The sequence below is a fragment of the Sulfurisphaera tokodaii str. 7 genome (genome assembly GCF_000011205.1).
In the GTDB taxonomy this organism is placed as follows: Archaea; Thermoproteota; Thermoprotei_A; order Sulfolobales; family Sulfolobaceae; genus Sulfurisphaera; species Sulfurisphaera tokodaii.
In genome coordinates, this window is record NC_003106.2 from 1,257,742 (window position 1) to 1,280,348 (window position 22,607).

26 protein-coding genes are annotated in these 22,607 nt (G+C 31.1%); 11 read left to right on the top strand and 15 right to left on the bottom strand.

Annotation, left to right across the window (positions count from 1 at the left end; translation table 11 throughout):
- The first annotated feature begins 161 nt into the window (after window positions 1-161).
- Window positions 162-2,657, top strand: a complete 2,496-nt coding sequence (locus STK_RS06950; RefSeq protein WP_010979278.1) for an adenosylcobalamin-dependent ribonucleoside-diphosphate reductase — start codon at window positions 162-164, stop codon at window positions 2,655-2,657.
- A 47-nt stretch (window positions 2,658-2,704) separates the two neighbouring features.
- The gene (locus STK_RS06955) at window positions 2,705-3,097 is read left to right on the top strand and encodes a transcriptional regulator (protein ID WP_052846519.1); all 393 of its coding nucleotides are present in this window, start codon (window positions 2,705-2,707) and stop codon (window positions 3,095-3,097) included.
- Here STK_RS06955 and STK_RS06960 read toward each other — a convergent pair.
- The 4 genes from STK_RS06960 to STK_RS06975 form a co-directional block, all read right to left on the bottom strand.
- Window positions 3,065-4,120 carry a hypothetical protein gene (locus STK_RS06960; protein ID WP_010979280.1) on the bottom strand — a complete coding sequence of 352 codons (1,056 nt, stop codon included), beginning with the start codon at window positions 4,118-4,120 and terminating at the stop codon, window positions 3,065-3,067. The two genes, STK_RS06955 and STK_RS06960, sit on opposite strands and share 33 nt — an antisense overlap.
- Before the next feature lie 74 nt (window positions 4,121-4,194).
- Window positions 4,195-6,081, bottom strand: coding sequence for a Glu-tRNA(Gln) amidotransferase subunit GatE (gene gatE, locus STK_RS06965; protein WP_010979281.1), 1,887 nt, complete (start codon window positions 6,079-6,081; stop codon window positions 4,195-4,197).
- On the bottom strand, window positions 6,059-7,405 hold the full coding sequence (gene gatD, locus STK_RS06970; protein ID WP_010979283.1) for a Glu-tRNA(Gln) amidotransferase subunit GatD: 1,347 nt from the start codon (window positions 7,403-7,405) through the stop codon (window positions 6,059-6,061). Before gatD ends, gatE begins: the two co-directional genes overlap by 23 nt.
- A 33-nt stretch (window positions 7,406-7,438) precedes the next feature.
- The gene (locus STK_RS06975; RefSeq protein WP_010979284.1) at window positions 7,439-7,606 is read right to left on the bottom strand and encodes a 30S ribosomal protein S30e; all 168 of its coding nucleotides are present in this window, start codon (window positions 7,604-7,606) and stop codon (window positions 7,439-7,441) included.
- 63 nt (window positions 7,607-7,669) lie between these two features.
- Here STK_RS06975 and STK_RS06980 point away from each other — a divergent pair, with 63 nt between their 5' ends.
- Genes STK_RS06980 through STK_RS07000 form a run of 5 tightly spaced genes read left to right on the top strand, consistent with a single transcriptional unit; the run spans window position 7,670 to window position 12,005 of the window.
- The gene (locus STK_RS06980) at window positions 7,670-8,899 is read left to right on the top strand and encodes a hypothetical protein (RefSeq protein ID WP_010979285.1); all 1,230 of its coding nucleotides are present in this window, start codon (window positions 7,670-7,672) and stop codon (window positions 8,897-8,899) included.
- A gap of 5 nt (window positions 8,900-8,904) precedes the next feature.
- A complete protein-coding gene (locus STK_RS06985) occupies window positions 8,905-9,606 on the top strand; it encodes a fibrillarin-like rRNA/tRNA 2'-O-methyltransferase (protein ID WP_052846944.1) in 702 nt (233 codons plus the stop codon).
- Window positions 9,607-10,023, top strand: a complete 417-nt coding sequence (locus STK_RS06990; RefSeq protein WP_010979287.1) for a DUF61 family protein — start codon at window positions 9,607-9,609, stop codon at window positions 10,021-10,023. It abuts the gene before it with no gap.
- On the top strand, window positions 10,010-10,894 hold the full coding sequence (locus STK_RS06995; RefSeq protein ID WP_198429766.1) for a helix-turn-helix domain-containing protein: 885 nt from the start codon (window positions 10,010-10,012) through the stop codon (window positions 10,892-10,894). The genes STK_RS06990 and STK_RS06995 overlap by 14 nt, the downstream gene beginning before the upstream one ends.
- Window positions 10,881-12,005, top strand: coding sequence for a tRNA (guanine(26)-N(2))-dimethyltransferase (locus STK_RS07000; protein ID WP_010979289.1), 1,125 nt, complete (start codon window positions 10,881-10,883; stop codon window positions 12,003-12,005). Before STK_RS06995 ends, STK_RS07000 begins: the two co-directional genes overlap by 14 nt.
- On the opposite strand, the gene STK_RS07005 is transcribed toward STK_RS07000, so the two are convergent.
- From STK_RS07005 to STK_RS07015, 3 genes are read right to left on the bottom strand one after another with little or no spacing between them, the layout of a single operon-like run.
- The gene (locus tag STK_RS07005) at window positions 11,998-12,375 is read right to left on the bottom strand and encodes a hypothetical protein (protein WP_010979290.1); all 378 of its coding nucleotides are present in this window, start codon (window positions 12,373-12,375) and stop codon (window positions 11,998-12,000) included. The two genes, STK_RS07000 and STK_RS07005, sit on opposite strands and share 8 nt — an antisense overlap.
- Before the next feature lie 60 nt (window positions 12,376-12,435).
- Window positions 12,436-13,314 carry a transcription initiation factor IIB gene (locus STK_RS07010; RefSeq protein ID WP_052846945.1) on the bottom strand — a complete coding sequence of 293 codons (879 nt, stop codon included), beginning with the start codon at window positions 13,312-13,314 and terminating at the stop codon, window positions 12,436-12,438.
- On the bottom strand, window positions 13,311-13,592 hold the full coding sequence (locus tag STK_RS07015; RefSeq protein WP_052846946.1) for a Gar1/Naf1 family protein: 282 nt from the start codon (window positions 13,590-13,592) through the stop codon (window positions 13,311-13,313). The genes STK_RS07010 and STK_RS07015 overlap by 4 nt, the downstream gene beginning before the upstream one ends.
- Window positions 13,593-13,753: 161 nt before the next feature.
- Here STK_RS07015 and STK_RS07020 point away from each other — a divergent pair, with 161 nt between their 5' ends.
- Window positions 13,754-14,689, top strand: a complete 936-nt coding sequence (locus STK_RS07020; protein ID WP_010979293.1) for a coiled-coil protein — start codon at window positions 13,754-13,756, stop codon at window positions 14,687-14,689.
- Window positions 14,661-15,701 carry a DUF373 family protein gene (locus STK_RS07025; protein ID WP_052846947.1) on the top strand — a complete coding sequence of 347 codons (1,041 nt, stop codon included), beginning with the start codon at window positions 14,661-14,663 and terminating at the stop codon, window positions 15,699-15,701. Before STK_RS07020 ends, STK_RS07025 begins: the two co-directional genes overlap by 29 nt.
- A gap of 3 nt (window positions 15,702-15,704) precedes the next feature.
- Here STK_RS07025 and STK_RS07030 read toward each other — a convergent pair whose 3' ends face one another.
- The 3 genes from STK_RS07030 to STK_RS07040 are packed head-to-tail and all read right to left on the bottom strand — an operon-like array spanning window position 15,705 to window position 17,331.
- A complete protein-coding gene (locus STK_RS07030) occupies window positions 15,705-15,920 on the bottom strand; it encodes a DUF5622 domain-containing protein (protein ID WP_052846520.1) in 216 nt (71 codons plus the stop codon).
- A 23-nt stretch (window positions 15,921-15,943) separates the two neighbouring features.
- Complete coding sequence (locus tag STK_RS07035) at window positions 15,944-16,522, bottom strand: TATA-box-binding protein (protein WP_084742650.1); 579 nt, start codon at window positions 16,520-16,522, stop codon at window positions 15,944-15,946.
- A 59-nt stretch (window positions 16,523-16,581) separates the two neighbouring features.
- Complete coding sequence (locus tag STK_RS07040; protein WP_010979296.1) at window positions 16,582-17,331, bottom strand: metallophosphoesterase; 750 nt, start codon at window positions 17,329-17,331, stop codon at window positions 16,582-16,584.
- 48 nt (window positions 17,332-17,379) lie between these two features.
- Here STK_RS07040 and dph5 point away from each other — a divergent pair, with 48 nt between their 5' ends.
- Window positions 17,380-18,144 carry a diphthine synthase gene (gene dph5 / locus STK_RS07045; RefSeq protein ID WP_010979297.1) on the top strand — a complete coding sequence of 255 codons (765 nt, stop codon included), beginning with the start codon at window positions 17,380-17,382 and terminating at the stop codon, window positions 18,142-18,144.
- Window positions 18,129-18,815 carry a DUF357 domain-containing protein gene (locus tag STK_RS07050; protein WP_010979298.1) on the top strand — a complete coding sequence of 229 codons (687 nt, stop codon included), beginning with the start codon at window positions 18,129-18,131 and terminating at the stop codon, window positions 18,813-18,815. Before dph5 ends, STK_RS07050 begins: the two co-directional genes overlap by 16 nt.
- Here STK_RS07050 and STK_RS07055 read toward each other — a convergent pair.
- Genes STK_RS07055 through cutA form a run of 5 tightly spaced genes read right to left on the bottom strand, consistent with a single transcriptional unit; the run spans window position 18,806 to window position 22,595 of the window.
- Window positions 18,806-19,432, bottom strand: a complete 627-nt coding sequence (locus STK_RS07055; RefSeq protein WP_084742652.1) for a DUF120 domain-containing protein — start codon at window positions 19,430-19,432, stop codon at window positions 18,806-18,808. The two genes, STK_RS07050 and STK_RS07055, sit on opposite strands and share 10 nt — an antisense overlap.
- A 24-nt stretch (window positions 19,433-19,456) precedes the next feature.
- Window positions 19,457-20,533, bottom strand: coding sequence for a 4-demethylwyosine synthase TYW1 (twy1, locus tag STK_RS07060; RefSeq protein WP_010979301.1), 1,077 nt, complete (start codon window positions 20,531-20,533; stop codon window positions 19,457-19,459).
- 32 nt (window positions 20,534-20,565) lie between these two features.
- Window positions 20,566-21,984 carry an Asp-tRNA(Asn)/Glu-tRNA(Gln) amidotransferase subunit GatA gene (gene gatA / locus STK_RS07065; RefSeq protein ID WP_052846522.1) on the bottom strand — a complete coding sequence of 473 codons (1,419 nt, stop codon included), beginning with the start codon at window positions 21,982-21,984 and terminating at the stop codon, window positions 20,566-20,568.
- 1 nt (window position 21,985) lies between these two features.
- Window positions 21,986-22,279, bottom strand: a complete 294-nt coding sequence (gatC, locus tag STK_RS07070; protein WP_010979304.1) for an Asp-tRNA(Asn) amidotransferase subunit GatC — start codon at window positions 22,277-22,279, stop codon at window positions 21,986-21,988.
- The gene (gene cutA / locus STK_RS07075) at window positions 22,260-22,595 is read right to left on the bottom strand and encodes a divalent-cation tolerance protein CutA (protein ID WP_010979305.1); all 336 of its coding nucleotides are present in this window, start codon (window positions 22,593-22,595) and stop codon (window positions 22,260-22,262) included. The genes gatC and cutA overlap by 20 nt, the downstream gene beginning before the upstream one ends.
- Window positions 22,596-22,607 lie beyond the last annotated feature (12 nt).

Genomic DNA, 22,607 nt, shown 5'->3' on the forward strand with positions numbered 1-22,607 from the left:
TCTTAAATCAGTTTCCCTTTAATCCAATTAGTAGAAGTAATGACATATAATATAACTAATATGAACTTAGGTATTAGAAATTATTCTCTTTTTGGGGTAATACTATTCTAATTGGCGATACTGTATATATACTTCGAAATATAATATTTAATGATTAGAAAATGCAAAAAGCTGATATTACCATCCTCTCACTCTCAAAGCTTAAGGTTCTCAAAAGAAGTGGTAAGGTTGAAGAGTTTAAATCTGATAAGATATTTTCAAAGCTAGGAATTATACCAGAAGACGTAATGGATGGAATACTTAATGATATAGCTCAAAATGCTAAAGATAATGCTATAGATACAAGAACTATAGCAGATATCGTCGAAAGGAACCTGATTGAGCACTCTTTGGATCATCCAGAATTAATGGATCTCGCAAAGAAGTATGTTTTAGCTAGGATTTATAATCATGTATTTGGTAAGGGCAATTGGAAAGGTTTTGATGAAAGAGATTTATTGTTAACATATAATGCGTTAAAAGTATTAGAAGCAAGGTATTTGTTAAAGGATCCAAACACTTTACGTTATATTGAAACACCACAGATGATGTTTAGGAGGGTAGCAAAACATTTGGCTAATGTAGAAAGACAATATGGTAGATCTGAGAGTGAGGTTAAACAATTAGAGGAGAAGTTTTATAAAATAATGTCTGAGTTAAAGTTCTTACCAAATACACCAACTCTAATGAATAGTGGTACAAGATTGGGAATTTTGTCTGCATGTTTTGTAATTCCAGTTAGGGATTCAATGATTACTCCAAATGGTGAAGGTATATACGATGCATTAAGGGCTATGGCTGTTGTTCATCAACAAGGTGGAGGTACTGGATTTGACTTCTCCGAATTAAGACCTAAGGGGGATATTGTGGCTTCTACTGCAGGTGTAGCTTCAGGTCCAGTGTCATTTATGAGAATATTTGATGTATCTACTGATGTTGTAAAGCAAGGAGGTAAGAGAAGAGGAGCAAATATGGGTGTTATGCATGTATGGCACCCTGATATAGAGGAGTTTATTAAATCAAAGACTGGTCAATTAAAAGATACGCAATTACAGAACTTTAATATTTCAGTAGGAGTTTATGATTATTTTATGCAAGCTGTAGAGAGAGGCGATGTTGTACCATTAATTAACCCTAGGAAGACTAAGATTGCTGATTGGGATTATTACATGTCTAAGGCTAGAGGTTATATGAATGAGGAGTGGATACAAGAGGTTATATTGTCAGAATTGGAAGAGAAGGGCGGTACGGTTGATCTTGCTGAAAGTAAGATAATAACTATTGATGAGGCTTTAGTAATTGCTGAGAAAGAAAATGCTATAACACAATGGGTTAATGCTAGGAATTTGTTCGATGAAATTGTAAAAGGTGCTTGGGACTCTGGTGATCCAGGATTACTATTCATAGACACAATAAATAGGCGCCACCCAGTGTGGTATTTAGGGAAGATAAACGCTACAAACCCATGTGGTGAGGAACCCTTATTACCCTGGGAAAGCTGTAATTTAGGTTCTATCAATTTAGAAAAATTTGTTGTGGATGGTAAGATTGATTGGGATGGTTTAGCTGAAACTATTCGTTATGCTGTTAGGCTTTTAGATAATGTAATAGATGCTAATCGTTATCCATTAAAGCAGATTGAGGAAGCTACTAAGAAGACTAGGAAAGTTGGCTTAGGTGTTATGGGTTTAGCTAGAATGTTAATTAAGCTAGGCATACCTTATGACTCTGTTGATGCTGTGTACTTATCTTATCAACTAGCCAAGTTCATTTATTATCACGCTTTTAAGGAGTCAATTGAGATTGCTAAAGAAAAAGGTTCATTCCCAGCTTATGATGCAAAACTGTACAAAGACATATGGGAGAGTGCAAAGGACTTTTACGAAATACTTGAAATTATGGGTATTAAGGATAAGCCTAGCGATTATGTGAAGAAACTCACCTCAATTGTTGATAAATTAGACTTTGATAAACTTAAGGAGGATAGGATAAAGTATGGATTAAGAAATGCTACTGTAGTCTCAGTAGCACCTACGGGCACAATTTCAATTATTGCCGGTACTTCATCATCAATAGAGCCACTGTTTGCATTAGCATTCATAAGAAATGTTGCTGTAGGAAAGTTCATGGAAATTGACCCACTATTCCTAGATTACTTAAGGAAATATGAGCTAGATAATCCAGAGGTTGTCAAAAAAATAGCTGAGACTGGCATGATTGGTGATAATCCATTTATGCCAAAAAGTATGAGGAAAGTATTTAGGACTGCACATGAAGTATCACCAGAGTATCATTTGCTGCATCAAGCTGCTTGGCAACAGTGGAACGATTCGGGTACTTCAAAGACAATAAACTTAAGGAGTGAGGAACCACCAGAAACTGTTGAAAGAGTATACATGTTGGCATGGAAGCTTGGAATTAAGGGCGTTACTGTATATAGGGATAAATCTAAGAGCCAACAAGTAATTTACTTTGGAATAAAGAAAGAAAGGGAAGAAGTTAAGAAAGAAGAGGAAAAAAAGATACAGCAATTATTACCATCTTCACTAAGAATCCAGAAAAAATTTGTTGAAGTAAGCGAGACATATGCCGGTGGATGCAAAACGTGTGAATTATAAAAATTTTTATTTTTATTTTTCGATATTCCTATTGTAGTGTGTTTATTATGCAGTTAATCCTTCCTTGTGAGTATTCAGTTAAAGAGATTTTGCCAGCTATTAGGGCGCTAATAGCTGAAAAACTTGTTGAAGAAAAAAATCTTTCTATATATAAGACTGCTGATTTAATGGGTTTAACTCCTGCTGCTGTAGAGAACTATTTAAAGAAGAGAAGAGGTACTGCTGTTAAAGAGATTTTAAGAAGAGATAAAGAATTTATGGAATTCCTAGAGAATTTTAGTGATAAAGTAGTTAAGGAAAAGGATATAAATTCTATATCATCTTATTATTGTATTTTATGCGCTGAAGGTAAAAAAGTGTTAAATAAAAATGGTTACAAGCTGTCACATTGTATTGTTGAAAGTGCTCTAGGAGCTTATAATTTTTCTCTTAAGGAATGATTCTAGAAGTTTTCTTATTTTTAATCTAATATATGCAATGCCTAATCTTCTCATAGGTATTTTTATTCTATCAAATTCCGGATTTAATTTATCTATTTCCTCTCCTTGTGGTGATAATAAATTAGCTTCTTCAATACGTGCTGCTAATACTAAATTTACTACAATCGGTGTTTCATTTAAATTTATTAAACCTAATGTCAATGTATGATTTTCATATTTTATAAAAAATGGTAAAATTCCGGCTGGATACAATTTATATAATGAAATAGGGAATGGTAGCTTACAATTTACTCTTTGTACCTTATTTTTTAAGTTCCATACAATTTCATAAGGCTTAGTTTCTTTCCAAGTAATTGATTTCATTAATGCTATTTTTCCATTAGATTCTACTTTAATATATCCGTTATTGTTTTCAAGATATAATTTATTCTCTCCTATAAGTGTATACGTTTCTTTTAGTGAGATACTAAAAAATTCCGATTTTCCTATTATTTTCTTAGACTGAGAAATAATAAAGGGATTAAGATATGTATATAATGGGTTAACGTACCCTAATTCTAAGCTTAAGTTGTTATCATAAAAGGTTAATTTGTGGTTTCTCTCCCTTAATTTTTCATTTATTTCTCCACTTTCCATTACAATGTTTTTATTTTCTATTATATCTTCTCTATACCAGAAAGAAGGATTAAAGTAACTTTCTCCTTCTTTGCAAGGGAGCAAGTCATAGATCATATTTTCTAATGATTTAATGCTACTAAGCTCTAAATCCCATCCTATTTGTGACTCATAAATAGGTGAGAGGTAATAGTATTTTTTATCTCGTTTACTTCCTCTAGTTTGAATTTCTGTTCCATCTGGTCCAATTATTATGGAGTTGTACTTCCATTCAATTTCCTCTGGATTAAGTAAAGATATGAGTTGTGGTGCTTGTTCAATAGAAAAAATATCATCTGAAACACTAATTTTTCTGACTTTTTGAATAGGAAAATCAGAGGCTACCTTTAATAAATCATCTAGTTTCATAAGTGGTCAAGCTCATCATCTGCTAAATCCGCCAAATGCCTTTTCTTCATCATTTCTGTCTCGGGGGTAATTCTTCATCCTAAATGCTTCTTTATTAGTTCAATTACTTTTTTACTATCTGCCCTTCCTCTTACTTTATTCATTACTTTGCTCATTATTATGTTAAACGCTTTATCTTTTTTATTTTCTATTTCTTTTTTATTTTCTTCTATTGTTTCTATTATAATTTTCTCTAATTCTGTTTCATTTAATGGAGTATATTTCTTAATTATTTCATTAAGCTGAGTTTTACTTGTTGCTAATTCTAATAGAATTTCTTGCACAGCATCTTTACTTATCTTATCTTCATATACATATTTTATTAATTCTTCTAGTATGTTATCAGTAATAACGGAAATATCACCACCTTTACTTTTTACATATTTTACTGTTATTTCTAATGTAGATGCTATAAATGTAGGAGATACTTTTGGAGAATACTTCTTAACTAATTCTTCAAACAAATCTAATCTTAAGCTATTTAGCATTGTATTAGCCAAGTCCTTACTAAGTCCTAATTCAATCAATTTCTTTAATTTTATTTCAGGTTGTTCTGGAACAAATTGTTTAGATAACTCTAATATTCTTTCATCTATTCTTCTTGGTGGTATATCTGTTTCTGGATACATCCTCGCTGATCCAGGTTGTGGTCTCATAAATTTAGTTGTGCCATCATCTAATGCTGCTCTTGTCTCTTTTGGAACCCCATCAAAAGCATATAATATTCTATCTAAAATCGTATTTGTAGCTATATCTAGTTTTTCTTTAGGTCCTACAATAATTATAAAAGCGTCATTCTCATTAATTTGAAGGATTTTTCTTACTTTTTCTACTTCTTCTTTAGTTATACCGTAATTAGGAAGCTCATCTGAGTGGAATAAGCCTCCTAAACCGGCCAATGCTCTTACATAATCTGCTACTTCAGTACCGAATCTTCTATTAGGCATTAATTGCCAGCCAAATATTCCCTTGAAACCAGCTATTTTTAAGCCATATATTCTTCCATTCTTTTCTAATTCTTTTCTAATTATTTTACTATTAGTATCTTTAAATTCCTCTGTTAAATCAACTATTTTAAAAGAGTTCTTCACTATATCTTTATTAAGATTTCTTTTTTGTAGTTCTTCTTTAATTCTTAATAATTCATACTGTCTTCTTGCTTCATTCTTTATAATATCTGGTATTAACTCTAAAAGTTGAACTCCTTTTATTTCAGTCTTTACTCCTCCCTGAATAGATACATTAAGATCTTGTCTAATAGTACCTATTCCCCTTTTTACTCTACCTGTTAATCTTAATAATTGTCCAATCTTTAATGCTACTCTTTCTGCTTGTTCTGGGGTTTTTATGTCTGGTGCAGTAGAAATTTCTATTAGAGGAATTCCAAGTCTATCAAGATTGTATATTATTTCTGTTGGTGAATCTGTGATTTTTCTTGCTGCATCTTCTTCTAATGCTATTGTCTGAATGCCTATTCTTTGTCCGTTATCTTCTATGTAACCACCTAAGCTAATAATCGCCGTTCTTTGAAAGCCTGATGTATTAGAACCATCAATTACGATTTTTCTCATTACATAAACTTCATCAACTAATGTAGAGTGTAGTGCTAGAGAAACAGCTACAGCTATACTTAATGCTTCTTCGTCAATAATATGTGGAGGTTCTTCGTCACATTCTACTAAGCAAGAGTTTGGAGGAACTCGATATACATATTTTTTACCTTTTTGCCATTCAAATAATGCAGCTATGTCTATTTCTCCTAATTCACTAAATGATGGTCTGAGATATCTTTCTAATTGTGTGTGATATTCTTCATGAAGTGTTGTAGGACATTCGCAAAATAGTTTATGAGCTGTATTTAATTGCTGGTGAATTTCAAGACCAACTTTTAATCCTATTTTACTGTAATCTAATTCCGTCATGGAACCACCTTGGAAAGTATTCTGGTACGTGCCTATAGTTTATTTCACCTACAAAATTAGTAAGCATTAAACTTCTTATTTTATCTAAATCAGATTCATGTGCAAGAACCCACATAAGTTTTACAAGTGCTGTTTCTGGTAACATATCTTCTAATGGAGTAACACCAGATTCTTGCAATAATCTTCCCGTAGTATAAACGTTCATATTTACTCTTCCAAATAAGCATTGTGACGTCATTCCTATAAATACTCCATCTTTAGTTGCTTTTTTGAAATAGTCTACAAATTCAGTAGATGTGTGACCTAATCCTGTTCCCTCAACTATTATTCCTCTAATTCCAGAAGAAATTAGATATTCTATTATTTCAGGATTAATACCAGGATAGTATTTTAATAGGAATACTCTTGTATCGAATTTTGCATCTAAAGCGTTTTCTTCTTTTCTTTTAATATAATCATTTCTCAGAAGTTTAATTTCTTTTTCCTTCCAAAAAACTTTCGCTAAGGGTATATCATTTATAGATTGAAAAGCATCTCTTCTACTAGTATGCATTTTTCTTACTTTTACTCCTCTATGTACTAAAGTATATGTATCTGAGCTTTCTCCATGCATATTGATAGTCACTTCTGCAAATGGAGAATTTTTAGCTACTAGTATAGCAGAATAGAGATTTATTGGAGAGTCACTGCTAGGTCTATCACTACTTCTCTGAGATCCTACAAGAACTATAGGTCCGGTTAGAGATTTAAATGAAAAAGCTAAAGCTGAAGCAGTATAAGCCATAGTGTCTGTGCCATGAGCAATTACAACGCCTAAATTTCCTTCATCTAAGGCTTTCTTTGCACTTTCTGCTATTTTAATCCAATATTCAGGTTTCATATTTTCACTTAGGATAGAAAATAATACTTCTGCATCTATTTTTGCAATCTCATTTATTTCGGGCATAAAATTTATAATCTCTTCAGTTGTTAGTGCTGGTCTTACAGCACCAGTCTCATATTCTACTTTACTTACTATCGTTCCACCTGTACTAATTATTTTAACTTCGCTCTTTTCCTTTAGGGGTTTTTGCTCTCCTTTATTAACCTGGATATTCTGTCTCTTTTTTTCAACTAATTTAAAGTTAGAAATTCCACTTATCGAAACTCCTATATTATATCCATTATCTAATTTTATAACTATTATATCGTCTTCCTTAGAATAGCTTGGCATTACTACCCCTTTTATCGATAACCCATCTTTTTGTAGCTCTATTAGATCTCCTACATCAACATTATGAGAGGATAAAAATTCTAATGCCTTACCTCTATAACCTTCTAACATTAAAATAAAAGATATAAAAATAGATAAAAACGTTTACCTAGCAGCTACAGCTTGTTTTGACTGTCTAGTTTTTACAACTCTCTTCTCATATTCAATTCTATTTCTAACTCTTGGAACTTCTTTATGCCTTTCTTTTTTTGGCATTTTAGGTGTAGCATTTCTTACTTTTCCAGCTTTTGTGAGCGAACCGTGGGATGGCATACTAAATTATATGTGATGAAGAAAAATTTAAACTTAAATGCTAATTAGTTGTTTTGAGTACTGATGAAAGTATATATCGTGGAACATGCGATAGGGTCGTTTGCATATGATGAGCAAGGTAAGCTTATAGACTTTGTATTGAGTAGTAAGGACTTAGGAAAAGTTGTAGATTCTTTACTAGATAATGAAAAAGGTATTCCATTGCCAACTACCATAGAATTAATTCAGAAGATAAAACCAGAAGAAGTAGTAGTGGAGAATGAAGCAGAAATACCAAATTTGCAACAGTTAGGTGTTAAAGCTTCTTATGAAATACATAATCTTGGAAGTAAAATATTTAGAGAATCATTACCCAAGATAGCAATAGAAACAAAGTTTGCATCCTCAGAGAACGATTTATACTCATTTTTATATGAAGTTTCTTTTGAATATACTAGAAGAAAATTAAGAACTGCAGCCAGTAAAAGAGACTTACTAGCAATCCAGGCTATTAGGGCAATTGATGATATTGATAAAACTATAAATCTATTTTCGGAAAGATTAAGAGAATGGTATAGTATTCATTTCCCAGAACTTAATAAGCTTGTAGAAGATCATGAACTTTACGCTTCTATTGTTTCAAAATTTGGACATAGGGATGAAATAACAAATACGGGGTTAGATGAAATAGGAGTGAATAAAGATCTGAGCACTAAAATTTTAGATGCATCGAAAAAGAGTATTGGAGCTGATATTACTGATGTAGATATAAGATCAATTAAGATGCTAAGCGATACCATATTAGAGCTTTTCAGAATAAGATCAGAACTTACAGATTATGTTGAATCAGTTATGAAAGAAGTAGCTCCTAATGTTACTGCTTTAGTAGGACCAACACTAGGTGCGCGATTATTAAGTTTAGCTGGTAGCCTAGAAGATTTAGCTAAAATGCCTGCTAGTACAATTCAAGTCTTAGGTGCAGAGAAAGCTCTGTTTAGAGCTTTAAGAAAAGGAGGCAAACCGCCAAAACACGGTGTTATATTTCAATATCCAGCAATTCATACTTCTCCAAGGTGGCAAAGAGGTAAAATTGCAAGAGCATTAGCTGCTAAATTAGCAATAGCTGCCAGAATAGACGCTTTTAGTGGCAGATTTATAGGTGATAAATTGAATGAGGAGTTAAAGAAAAGGATTGAGGAGATTAAGACAAAATACGCTCAACCTCCACCAAGGAAGCCACAAGAACAAAAGAGAAAAGAAGAAGAAAGAAAAGGTAAAAAAGGAGGAAGAGAAAAAAGAAAAGGTAGGAGATGAAATTTATGTCAGAATTAGTTAAGATTTCAAAAACACAGTTTGAAAATGTGTTTCAATGTGAATTTAATGATGGCACAGTAAGGCTTTGTACTAAAAACTTAGCTCCAGGGTTTAGTGTTTATGGCGAGAGGCTATTTAAAGTAGAAGGGGTAGAGTATAGAGAATGGAATGCTTTTAGAAGTAAATTAGGCGGTGCTATTCTAAAGGGTTTAAAACAGAATCCTATTGTAAAAGGAACTAAAGTACTTTATTTGGGTGCAGCTTCTGGAACTACTCCAAGTCATGTTTCTGATATCGTAGAATTAGAAGGAAAAGTATACGGAGTGGAGTTTTCTCCTAGAGTAGTTAGGGAATTTTTACTTGTCGCTCAGCATAGACCTAATTTATTTCCAATTTTAGCAGATGCTAGATTTCCGCAATATTATAGGACTCTTGTAGAAGATGTTGACGTATTATATGTAGATATTGCCCAGCCAGATGAAACAGATATAGCAATCTATAATGCTAAATTTTTCCTTAAAAATGGTGGATATATGATGATGGCAATAAAAGCTAGAAGTATTGATGTTACAAAAGAACCTACTGAAATCTATGAAATGGAAGTTAATAAGTTAAAAGAAAACAACTTTGATGTTATCCAAGTTATTCAGTTAGATCCTTATGATAAAGACCATGCAATGGTGTTAGCAAAATATAAGGGAAAATAAATGATAGATAAAATTTTTGAGATAGGATTAAAGAATTTTTTAAGTTTTTATCCTCAAGACTTAGTAAGTATTCGTGAAGCTCTTGATGGGAAATTAAATATTAGATTATCTGATGGTTACTCTCATTCATTAAAGAAGGAAGAAGTAGAAAAAATCTCTCATTATATACCTCTTTATTTATGGTCATTAGTAAGAATTCCTTTTGTAATAATAAAAACTATGGAACCTGGCGAATACATTGTAAATGGTAGCGAGTGGGAAATAAAGGCGTTATCAATATTACTTAATAAAGATGTAAGTAAGGGACTACGTACAGGAGATATTGAAAAATTAATAAAAGAATATAAATCTTTAATAATTATAACATTAAGTCCTATTAATTTAGCTAATGAGGATGAGGAAAATGGTTACTATTGATGAGGTTGCAGAGATACTTTCAAAAAGATCATTAGAGTATTCTATGATTAATTATCCAGATAAAAAGGAAAAATCAATAGATATAATAGCTGTAAATAGGAATAAGAAAATGATAGTTAAAATTCTAGGTAATAAGAAATCATCGAAAATCAAAAGTGACTTGAAAAACATAGCAAGAATTGGACTGGGAATTCCGGTAATAATTGAAGATTCTACTGAGCAAGAAATAATAAATGATAGAGGTAACATATTAGGTATGAATGTAGAGACTTTTGAAAGAATTCTAGATGGAGAGAAAGTCTTCCTATATAAGACAAGGGGAGGAATCTTTGTTAAAATTAACTCTAAGGAGTTAAAAAAGAAAAGAGAAGAGATGGGCTTAAGCTTAGGAGAAGTTGCTCAAGCTTTAGGAGTTTCGAGAATATCTATCTACGATTATGAAAGAGAAGATTCTTATGTGTCGATTGATATTGCTGAAAAACTTGTTGAACTTTTTGGAGATGATATATTAGGTGATGTATTAAGTGGTTTTAAGGTTGACGAAAAAGATATTAACCTAGAAACGCAAACAGCTAGCCTTTCTGATAAAATTATGTTAAATTTGAATGAAAAAGGGTATAAAGTAGTGAAGATGAACTTTACTGCAGTGGATATTATTGCCTCAAAGAATGATAAGAAACTATTATTTTCAGTGGAGGCTGATAACGTCTCTAAGTCCTTAAGAAAATTTAATGAAGCTAAAAAGATTACCAGTAAAATAAAAGCAAGTCTTATTGTGGTTGTGAAAGAGAGCAAAAATAAAAAAATATATGAAAAAGAGGATTTTAATACAATAAGTGAAAACGAAATTATGAACTATGAATTTGATTGAAATAAGAGAAGGTAAGGCTTCTTTACTAATTCCTAATCCTAAAGATTATGAGAAAGAAGGGAGATATGATCCCAGTTGGTCTCCAGTTTTCTACAATCCTAAGATGAGATTAAATAGAGATATTAGTGTTTTAGCCTTAAGTGTAATAAAGCCTAAAAGTGTTGTCGATGCTCTATCTGCCTCTGGAGTCAGAGGGATAAGATATTATACTGAAATTGGAGGGATAGAAAAATTGATATTAAATGATAAAAATCCTATAGCAACAGAATTAATAAAGAAAAATGCAGAGAAGAACTATGTGAATGCTCGAATAACAACAAAGGACGCAAATTCTTTATTATATGAGATTAAAGCAGATTTTGTAGATATAGATCCTTTTGGTTCTCCAGCCCCTTTTATCTTGTCAGCCATAAACGCTACAATAAACAAAGGCTATGTAGCTTTTACTGCAACTGATTTATCAGCCCTAGAATGTTCTTCAAAATTTTCTGCTAGAAGAAAATACGACTTGATATGCGAAAGATTAAGTTTTTCCAAAGAATTAGGAATTAGAGGTTTAATTGCCAAGGTAATAAGAGAAGGTGCTATTATAGAAAAAGCTGCATATCCTATATTTTCATTTTATTTTGATTATTATTATAGAGTATTCTTTAGAATAGAAAATGGCGCTAAAAAAGTTGATAAATTACTTGAGAAACAAGGGTATTATTATGAGTGTTCTAAATGTGGGTATCGTGAGGTCGATTATTATGCAGAAAGAAAAATATGTCCTAGATGTGGTATCGAGATGAGAAGATATGGTCCAGCATGGACAGGGGAACTATGGAATAGAGAGTTTTTGTTAAGTATGAAAGAGAATCTAAAGAATTTCACATACTTTGATACTTTCATGCAAGTAAATAAGTTGTTAAATATATTAGTAGAAGAGTCAAAGTATGTATCACCTTATTTTAGACTAGATTTTATAGCATCCTTAATAAAAAGAAATATACCAAAAAGAGAAAAAATGTTAGAATGTTTAAAAGAAGCTTCAATAACTCACTTTGATTATAGAGGTATAAAAACTAATAAAGAAATAGATGAAATAGTAAATTGTATAAAAATTAACTAGCTGATTTAGCATTAGTTAGTAAGTATCTAGATAATTGTGGACACGTCGAAGGAGAAATATAGCTACCATTTCCGCATTTTTTGAGAATTTTACAAGTATAGCATGGAATTTCTATAATAGAAGATAAGCTAACATATATATCTATTCCATCATCATCTATTGCAAATAGCTTTAATATGCTTTTCCCGTTTTCCTTTACAGATCTTTTAATTATCTTTTTCTTTTCAATAAGTTTTTTAATTATAAGACTTGCTTCTTTAGTTGATAACCCTAATTCTTTTATTAAATCTTTTTGCGGTATTCCATTATCTCCTGCTTCTTTTATCTTTTGATAAGCAAGATCTTCATATGATGATGTAGTTGATTCCATAAAACCACCGTGTTGGCTATATTAATATATTGTAAAACTAGCTTATTTATTTTGTTGTCCTTAAAGTTTAACTTCTATTTCGAAATTTGATATAATTTCCTTATATCTATTTCTTATTGTAACTTCTGTTATATTTAGTGCATTAGCTATGTCTTTTTGAGTCTTTTTTGCATCCATTAGTGTACTTACAAGGTATACACTAGCAGCTGCTAATGCTGTGTATCCTTTTCCACTAGTTAGACCATTTTTGTGCATTAAGTCAACTAATTCAGAAGCTTTAGTAGATATATATGGTGGTAAATTAAGTTTTTCTACAATTTTTGGAATGAACTCTGTGGGTTTTATATTGGGTTTAAACTCTAATGAACTCTTAGCTACTTTTTGAACTCTCTCTAGTGCTTTCCATAATTCACTAGATGAAATACCATAATTATTCTTTATCTCTTGAAGGGATTTTGGTATTTTATTTACTTGACAAGAATAGTAAAGTACCGCAGCAATTAACGTATATATGTCTATTCTTTTAGCTTTTCCCTCATCGATTATTTTTCTTATTAAAAGAGAGGCTGTTTCTTTTACGTATTCAGGAAGATTTAGCTTAGCAGCTTCATTATTTAATACGGATAAATAAGTGACTAACTTTCTATCCTTTGGAGAAACTCTGAGTTTATTCTGTATTGCTCTTAATTTTTCTATTTTAGTTTTATTACTGGACCTAGAATATCCAATTGTTGTTGTTATTCCAAAATCATGAACTTTTGCAGTAATAGGAGAACCTGTTCTTTCTCTTTCCAATCTGTCTTGTTCTGTATACGCTCTCCATTCTGGACCTTGATCTATAACAAATTCATCAATGACATATCCACAATTAGTACAGATGTATGTGCCTTTGTTTAGATCTAACGTTATACTTTCACTTCCGCAATTAGGGCACTTTATTTTCTCCATTTTTTCTTACCCCTCTTTTCTTTAAGTTCTACGTATAACTTACCTTGGGGTGCTTTTTCTGATAACGGTAATGCTAGTATGTATGGTTCTTCCACATTTCCAATTATATCTAAGATTTTGCCTACTCGATTTCCTTGTTCATCAACTAAAACTTTACCAGTATACTCTTGAGACGAATAGTCTATTTTAGGATTTCCTTTAAGAAGCCATTTATTATTTAGTGTATTTTTTAAGTATTCTCCTACCTCTACAAGTTTAATCTTTGTCACAAGTATAATATATTCTCCCATATATTAGTTGATATTTATAATAATACTCTTTGAGAAGAAGATGGGGTATTATTGAGCTTAAGATTTAGATTATTGGCTTGAAAGCTTATATTTGGATTAAGAAATAACTATAATAACTCTTGTTAAATAGTGATATTCGAATGAGCGATTCAGTTGAATCAGAAGAAGAGATTCAGCAGAAATTGTCAAAAGCCTCAGAGGAGTTAAGAAAATTAAGAGAAGAAAGACAGAAAATAATTGAAAATATAAGAAAACTAAGAGAAAAGAGAAGAGAAAAAGTTGATAGACTTAGAAGTATAAGGGAGCAAATAAAACAACTAAGAGAAGAGTTAAAGGCTAAAAGTGAAGAAATTAAGCAACTTTCTCAACAGAAGCAGAGTTTGATCCAGGTTATAAGTGAAATAAAAAAGGAATTTGAACAAATCAAGAACGTTGAGAAAGTTAAGGAAAAATTGGACCCATTACAAATTTTAAAGAAAATAGAGCAATTAGAATGGAGACTACAAACTTCTAGTCTCTCATTAGAAGAAGAGAAGAAAATAATCTTAAAGATAGCTAACTTAGAGAAAAAACTAGAAACAGCGAAAAAATTAGCACAACTTAAAGAGAAAAATACTGAGAATAGAGCGGAACTTTTAGCTAAAAGAGTTGAACTATCAACAATAAGACAACGTATAGTTGAATTAAGAAATCAAATTTCAGAGAAAGTGAAGATATATCAACAACTAAAGAATGAGAGAGATTCATTAGTGAAAGAAATTGAGATTTTAAATAATCAAATTAATGAACTAGTAAATAAGAACAACGAGATAAAAAATAAAATTACTGAGAAAAAAGATGAAATTAAGAAATATAGGGATGAGTTAAAGAAAATTAAAGATATGTTAAAATCAAGGAATATTACGGAAGTTTACGAGAATCAACTTAAAAATGTTAATAAAGAGATAATCGAGAATAAGCGTAAGAAAGCCGAGGAAAAGCTGAAAAACAATAAGAGACTAACATTTGATGAACTTTTAATATTGTACTATAATGATAAGGATAATAATGAGCAAGATTCTAATAATTTACGTTGATATTGATGATGATTTAGGAAAAATAGGTTTAGAGACTCCTATTATAGGAGAAGAACGTGTAAAAAAAGCTATTGATATTGCTTCAGAAACAATTCCAACGGATTCAGACTTTAATACTATGGTAGTAGCATATAATATCTATAAGAAACTTCGTAAAGAAAATAATGATGTAGAGATAGCATTTATATCTGGGTCAGAAAGAAGTAACATAGAGGGCCAAATAGAATTTTCGAGAAAATTAGATGAAGCTATAAAAACTACAAATGCAGAAGAAGCGATCATTGTGTATGACAGTCCAGAAGATGCTAAAGCTATACCAATTATACAGTCTAAGTTGAAAGTTATAGGTATCGAAAGAGTTTTAGTTGAGCAATATAGAGGAGTCGAGGAAACTTATGCTTTATTAGGAAGATACATAAAAAAAGCTATTTCCGACCCTAGGTTTGCAAGAATTTTTTTAGGTGTTCCCGGAATTATTTTAATTACAATAGGTATATTTTCTCTGTTAAATCTTACAGTTTATGCAACGCCAGCCATTCTAATAATAATTGGTTTAGCCTTATTGGGTAGAGGTCTCAGAATAGACGAATATATAGAACGATGGTGGGAAAATTCTACGATAATGGTAATAGCAGCGATTATATCTCTAATTTCAACTATTGTAGGGATAATTGAAGGTTATTATGTGGGTGCATCTATAAAAGTGTACGATCTCTCTTCTATTTTTATAATTTTAACTACTATTCTTCCCTTTATCGTATTCGCTATAATAGTTTTATTTGGTGCTAAAGCAATAAATAAAGTCATGAATAGAGATATAAAAGTATGGCACGATATATTCAGAATAATTGCAGTAATTATAATTTATTATATGATGGTTTTAATATCTAAGAATCTTGAGGAAAATGTAATAGGTGTTCAACTTCAAACAATGTATACATTATCTGTAATAACACTTGTACTTGTTTCTTTATATATAGTTTTTTCTATAATAGAAAAACATATAACATAAAAATTATTTAGGAAGTTTATCTCTTACTTCAACTGGTAAATCTTCTCTCTTGAGGATCTTGGCTTTTCTACTGGCTTTAGTAACTATTTTACCTAGAATTATGTATGCATTAACATCATTTGCTTTTTCTGCTTTCTCATAGGATTTTAAATATCTCATCTTAACATATTTGTTTTTATCTAATTGAACATAAACATATTTTCCGTGTTTTAATGTCATAGTTATCACCTATAATTACATCTTTAAAACTCTAACTCCTCTTCTTCAAATGGTTTTACGCAATCTAGTTCCACTAACTTATCGAATATTTTCTTTACAGCTTTATGTACTTCTTCTTCTCTCTTAGCCCCAGTAATAACCATTTTACCACTACTAAAGATGAGTAATACAACTCTAGGATCTTCCATCCTATATATTAATCCAGGGAATTGTTCAGGTTCATACATATTATTTTCTAACAAGAATGCTGCTTTATCTAAATTTACGATAACATGTAAATTTGCTGATGCAACAATATTTTGTATCTGTATTTTTGGTTTTCCAGTTAAATTCATTCCATATCTCTTTAGGGTTTTTATTATTCTTTTTACTGCTTTAATTAATTCGTCAGTACTCTTAGCTCCAGTAACCACCATTTTACCTGATTTGAATATGAGAGAAGTAACTTTTGGTGCTTCGAGCCTAAATATAAGACCAGGGAATTGATCTGGGTCATATTCGACATTTGGTACACTTCTTTCCATTGCATACAAGTCTAAGTTTTGATCCAATGTTACTGTAGCTACAATGTTTTCAATATTTACTACTGCCTTGTACGGTATTTCTGGTATATTAGGTCACCTACAAAATAGTTTATAAATACACATTTATAAATTCCCATTTAAAGCATAATGTCCTTCAGTAGCCCTAATTCAGGAAACTCCATTATACCCTCTTTTTCAATAATAACATAAGGTTTAGAATTTTCTAGAATAGAATATTCTCTCATAAGTGGAGACATGTAGTTAGAATGATTCAGTGAAATATCGTTCCCTGCTTGATAAATTCCAATTGCAGGTAAAATAATTACTTTTGAGTTATTTTTCAGTGGAGTTACTAGAAAGCATTGCATTCTTCTTACAAAGCCTAGTTTATCTCTTAATCCTAACCTTGGATGCTCATGCCCTATGATATATATTTTATTTTCTTCCACATCTATATTCATATGGCCATGAAAAATAACAATATTATCGACTATCAAAGAATCTACTAGCTTAATATTATCATAATTCTCAGTGACTAAAGATAAATAATTATCATGATTACCTCTAATTATCGTAATTTCTGTACCTTCATCTTTTAATATTCGAAATATTTCATTAAGTTCAGTTTTTTCTTGTTTGGTTAATTTACTAAAAGAATGTTTAAGATCTCCATTAATTATGAGTTTGTTTGTTTTGAAAACCTCTCTTGCTCTATTGAAAATATTGAGAAAACGTTTCTTTTGAACTTTTGGTATGAATATTCCTTTTGATGCCATCTCTTCTTCATAACCTATGTGTACATCAGATAGAATTATAGAGTTAAGTCTTCGTATATATATAACGGGTAAATCTTCATCAATGTAAATATCATCAACTAAACTTATCATCTTGTTCTTATAATCTAATTTAATACTAATAAATACCAATTTAAAAACATGCCAACGCTTAAGCTTATAGGGTTGGGCCTCTCTGCTAAATTTGTAACTAGAGAAGCAATTGATGAGATAAGTAAATGTAATGTTGTGCTATTCGAGAGTTATACTTCTCTATCTTGTGATATAAATTTAGATTTTATTAAATTTTTAAATAAAAATGTTATTATCGTAGATAGAAAATTTATTGAAAATAATATTAAAGAAATTATTAAACTGTTAAAAGAGAAAGAAGATGTTTGTATAGTAACTATAGGGGATCCTATGATTGCAACAACACATGTGAGTCTTATTGTTGAGGTGAAAGACAAGGGCTATAATTTTAAAGTAATTCCGGGGATATCAGTTCATTGCTATATAATTTCAAAATCTATGTTATCTTCCTATAAATTTGGTAAATCTGTAACTATAACTTACCCTTATAATAATAAAATTGATACGACTCCCTATGATGTAATTTATGATAATTTTATACGGGGACTCCACACAATACTATATCTTGACTTAAAAGAAGATAAAATTATGACAGCTAAAGAAGCCGTAGAACTTCTAATAGAAATGGAGAAAATAAAGAAGCAAGGATTAGTTAGTGATGATAGAATCATCATAGTAGGTCAGAGATTGGGATGCGATGATGAGGAAGTAGTTGCATTACGATTAAAGGAAGTATTTAATTATAAATTTAAAGAACCACCACATATTATTGTATTTCCTACAGATAAGTTACACTTCATGGAGGTAGAGGCTTTAAAATGTCTAATGAAATAAGAAATAGAGTAGAAAAATATATAAAAGGGATGGAAGAAAGATTACAAAAAATACCTAGTCATATCTATGAAAAATATCGTAAAGTACTAGATCTTGCTAAACAATATACAGAGGATGCAAAATATTATCTGAGTAAAGAAGATGAAGTTACTGCGTTGGTTGATGTAGTTTATGCTGAAGGTTTATTAGATTCAGTTATATTTAATGAAAATCTTGATATAGATTCACAAATTTCTAAAAAAGTATTCGTAGGTGGCACATTTGATATATTACACCCTGGTCATATAGAATTTTTAAAAGAGGCTTCTCGTTATGGAAGAGTCTATGTCTCTGTTGCAAGAGATAAAAACTCAGAAAAGGTAAAAGGGAGAAAACCAATAAATGATGAAAATCAAAGATTAGAAGTAGTAAAGAGCATTAGATATGTTTATGAAGCATTCTTAGGAGATGAAAAAGATTTTCTAAAAAGTGTTGAAAGGGTAAAACCAGACATATTATTTTTAGGTCCTGATCAGCATGTTGATGAGAATAAATTAAAGGAAGAGTTAAAGAAAAGAGGAATTGATAATATAGAAATAATAAGAATGAAAGAAAGAATAAATAATTGGTCTCATTCAAGCACTACATCAATAATTCAAGAAATAGTCAAAAGATATTGCAATCAAAGATAAACTTCAATTTCTACCTCATCACCATCTTTAAGACTAAGTTTTTCTCTTAAATAGTAAGGTGATATAATTTCAATAACGCTTTTTGGATGAGTAGTTCTCGCTGGAATTACTATAGCTGCTGGTGAAATTGAATTTATCGAAGATGGGAAAGCCTTTACACTTCCTAAAACCCTGTTTGGCTCTTTGTGTTCTGGGATAATAATTCCTTTAGCTAAATCTAAGATCAATCTGTTTTCTAATGATATCCTATCATAGATAACAATATTTAAAGTTCCAGCATAAGGTTCAAATCCTAAGTATTTTTTGAAGGATTCGATATAGTAAGGAATTGAAAGGAAAATTCTACCCTCTCCTAACCCTGCTGTCACTTTTCCTTTTATGTGTAATATTTTAGTCCTCATAATTAATTGTAATATATCTTCTATGCATCTCTTTAATTCTTCTTCTCCTTTATCTGTAAGTTTTATATATTCTCCATCTTTTATTATAATTCTTTGTATTATCCCTTCTTCCTCAAGTTCTTTTAATTTTCTTGATACAGTTTGCTGTGATAAACCAGATTCTTTTGAAATCTCTGTTTGTGTTACTAACTTATCACTATTTAATAACTTAAACAGTTTACATGTAAATAGTGTATCTTTTCAAGTTTCTCCCTCCGTACAACCTAGTTCTGCTTCTTTATATTCTCCATTTATATCATCTTCTATGTCTTTAGTTGCCCAATTCCAGTTATCTGTCCAAGCATTACCTATCTGTATAGGCTTATCTAATTTACTTAATAAGACTATTCTACTAGGTATATGTTCAGATAGAATTTTATAACCAGTATACTCAGCTAATTTTTTAGCAAATTCTTTAATTTCAAAATGTCTAGGCATAGCATCTTTACTAAGTCTATAAGTAGAAGGTCCTACATGCATGTATGCTTTTACTTCAATATATGTTGGTTGTGCGATTTCCATGAGTCTTGCAAATTCTCTTGCATCTTCATCGCTCATATTGAATCCTTTTATCATAGTCATTCTTATAACTGTGGGCGAACTAAAGCTTGGAAGAATTTCTAATGTTTTCATAACTAAATTCCATGAGTTTGCAACAATAGGTCTATTTATTAGTTTATGTTTAAATTCATTAGGGGCTTGAAGTGATACAAATAATTGAGTAGGTTCTTCTTCTAAGCTTGCAAGTATATCTGGCCTTACTCCACTAGTTACTAAAAAGGTTGTAAGCCCTCTTTTATGGTACTCTTTGATTAGTTCTCCAAGCCTATCATATAATGTGGGTTCACCTGTAAGGCTTATAGCTACATGTTTAGGTGTTATAGCCTCTTTAACTTTGTTTTTATCTACTCCCTCACGTCCAAAATAACCAGAGACTGCCCTTTTATGTTCTTCTATACTTTTTTCCACAATAATATCTGGATCATCTTCTACTGGTAATTTTGTTTCATCCCATTCAATTCCTATATCCTCTGGTTCTAATCTCCAACAATGGATGCATCTGAACCAACACCACGCAGCAGTAGGTGACATTTGAACACATCTATGGCTTTCAATTCCGTAAAACTTGCCTTTATAGCAGTATCTCCCTGAAGTTAAGGCTTCGTGAGTCCAATGACATTTCTTATATACACTATGATTTCCAACTATGTGATATTTTTCTTTTTCTAGTTCTTTCATTATCAAGCTTAAAGTATCTATCCTAAGATTACTTACCATCTATTAAACTACTGAATGTAAGATTAAAAACTTTAACTTATAGGTGCTGTTAAATCATAAAGGTTAAGTACTTTTTCTATTTTTGCTGAAATAGCCATAATGTAATAGTCCGACAAATATCTTCCCATAAGTTGTAATCCTATGGGTAAATTATTATAGAATCCTGCTGGCTGAGATAAAGCTGGTACTCCAGCTAAATTTGCAATTACAGTGTTTAGATCCATAGCATACATTTTAATAGGATCCTCAACTACCTCACCTATTTTTGGAGGCAATATAGGCATAGTTGGTGATGCTATTAGATCGAATTCTTTAAGTATATTATCAACATTATCTTTTATTAATCTCCTAATTTTAAGTGCTTTAATATAGAACTCTTCATAATATCCTGCACTTAGGATAAAGCTTCCTAATAATATTCTTCTTTTAACTTCTATTCCAAATCCTTCTCCTCTATTTTTAGCAAAAGTCTCTCTCCAATTACCTTCAGAGTATTTACTATATCCGTATCTTACACCATCAAATCTAGCTAAATTAGAGCTAGCCTCTGACATAGCAATAATATAATAAGCCGGTAAAGCATATTCAGCATATCCTAAATTCACTTCTTTAATTATTGCCCCCTCAGAACTTAATTTATCTAGAGTTGAGTTAAATATTGAAACAACTGGTTTATCTGATGCCTCTACTATATCCTTCAAAACAGCAATTTTAACATCTTTCAGTTCTACTTTTTCCGGTACTTGGGGTTCAAAATGAATTGTAGTAGCGTCTTTAGGGTCATCACCAGAGATTATTGAATAGAGTAAAGCCAGATCTTCAGCATTTTTTGCCATCGGTCCTATTTGTTCTAAACTATTTGCATAAGCTACTAACCCAAATCTACTAACTGTCCCATAAGAAGGCTTTAAGCCAAATACGGCATTATACGCAGCTGGCGCTCTTATTGAACCTCCAGTATCACTACCTAAAGCTATATCTACTATTCCTGCAGCTAATGCGGCTCCGCTTCCCCCAGAGCTTCCCCCAGGTGTTCTCTCTAGGTCCCAAGGATTTCTTGTAGGGCCAAAATAACTTGTCTCCGTTGTCGATCCCATTGCAAATTCATCCATATTTGTTTTGCCTAGAATAACTGCTCCTTCTTGCTTTAATTTTTCTATTACAGTGGCATCATATGGCGGTACATAATCCTCTAACATTCTAGAAGCACAAGTGGTTCTAATTCCTTTTGTGGAGATGTTATCCTTAATAGCTATTAGAATTCCAGATAATTTCCCTTTAGGATTCTTAAGCTTTTCCCTTACTTCTCTCTTAACTTCTTCTTTATCCCTTATTGTTATAAACGCTTTGATTTTTTTCTCAATTTTCTCGATTCTTTCATATGTTCTTTCAACATATTCATCAATATCTAAGTTCTTATTTAGTAAGTCTTCTACCAGTTTCATAATCATATTACTCCCCATAGGTAGCAGGTCCTACTATAAAGCCATCCTCCTTTCTTTTCACATTACTTAATGCTTCATCTCTACTCAATGGTTTTATAATTTCATCTTTTCTAAGCTTACCAGTAGATATAGGATGAAATAAAGGTTCTACATTAGAAAGGTCTAGTTTATTTATCTGATCAAAGAAATCGAGAATATTCTTTATATCTCGTTTTATTCTTTCCTTTTCTCTATCATTTAATTCTACTAGGGCTAAATTCTGTAATCTAGAAATAAGTTCATTATTTACTTCGATCTTCACTTCTTCTCACGCTCTCACTAATCCATTTTAAATAATCTGGTAAGCCATCATTAAAGTTTATTATAATAATTTCTGGTAGAGTATAAGTGTGAAGTTCCTTTATTCTGTTTATTAATTTTTCCTTTACCTTTTCATCGCTTTTTATTATTAATAAGCTTTCATCATCTTCAGTGGTTTTCTCTTCCCAAACATAAAAGGATTTTACATAAGGTATTATATTAACACAAGCTGCAAGTCTTTCATCAACTAGAGTTTTTGCTATTTTCTTAGCGGACTCCATTCCACCAATTGTTGTAAGAGCAATAATATACGACATATTAATTAGTTA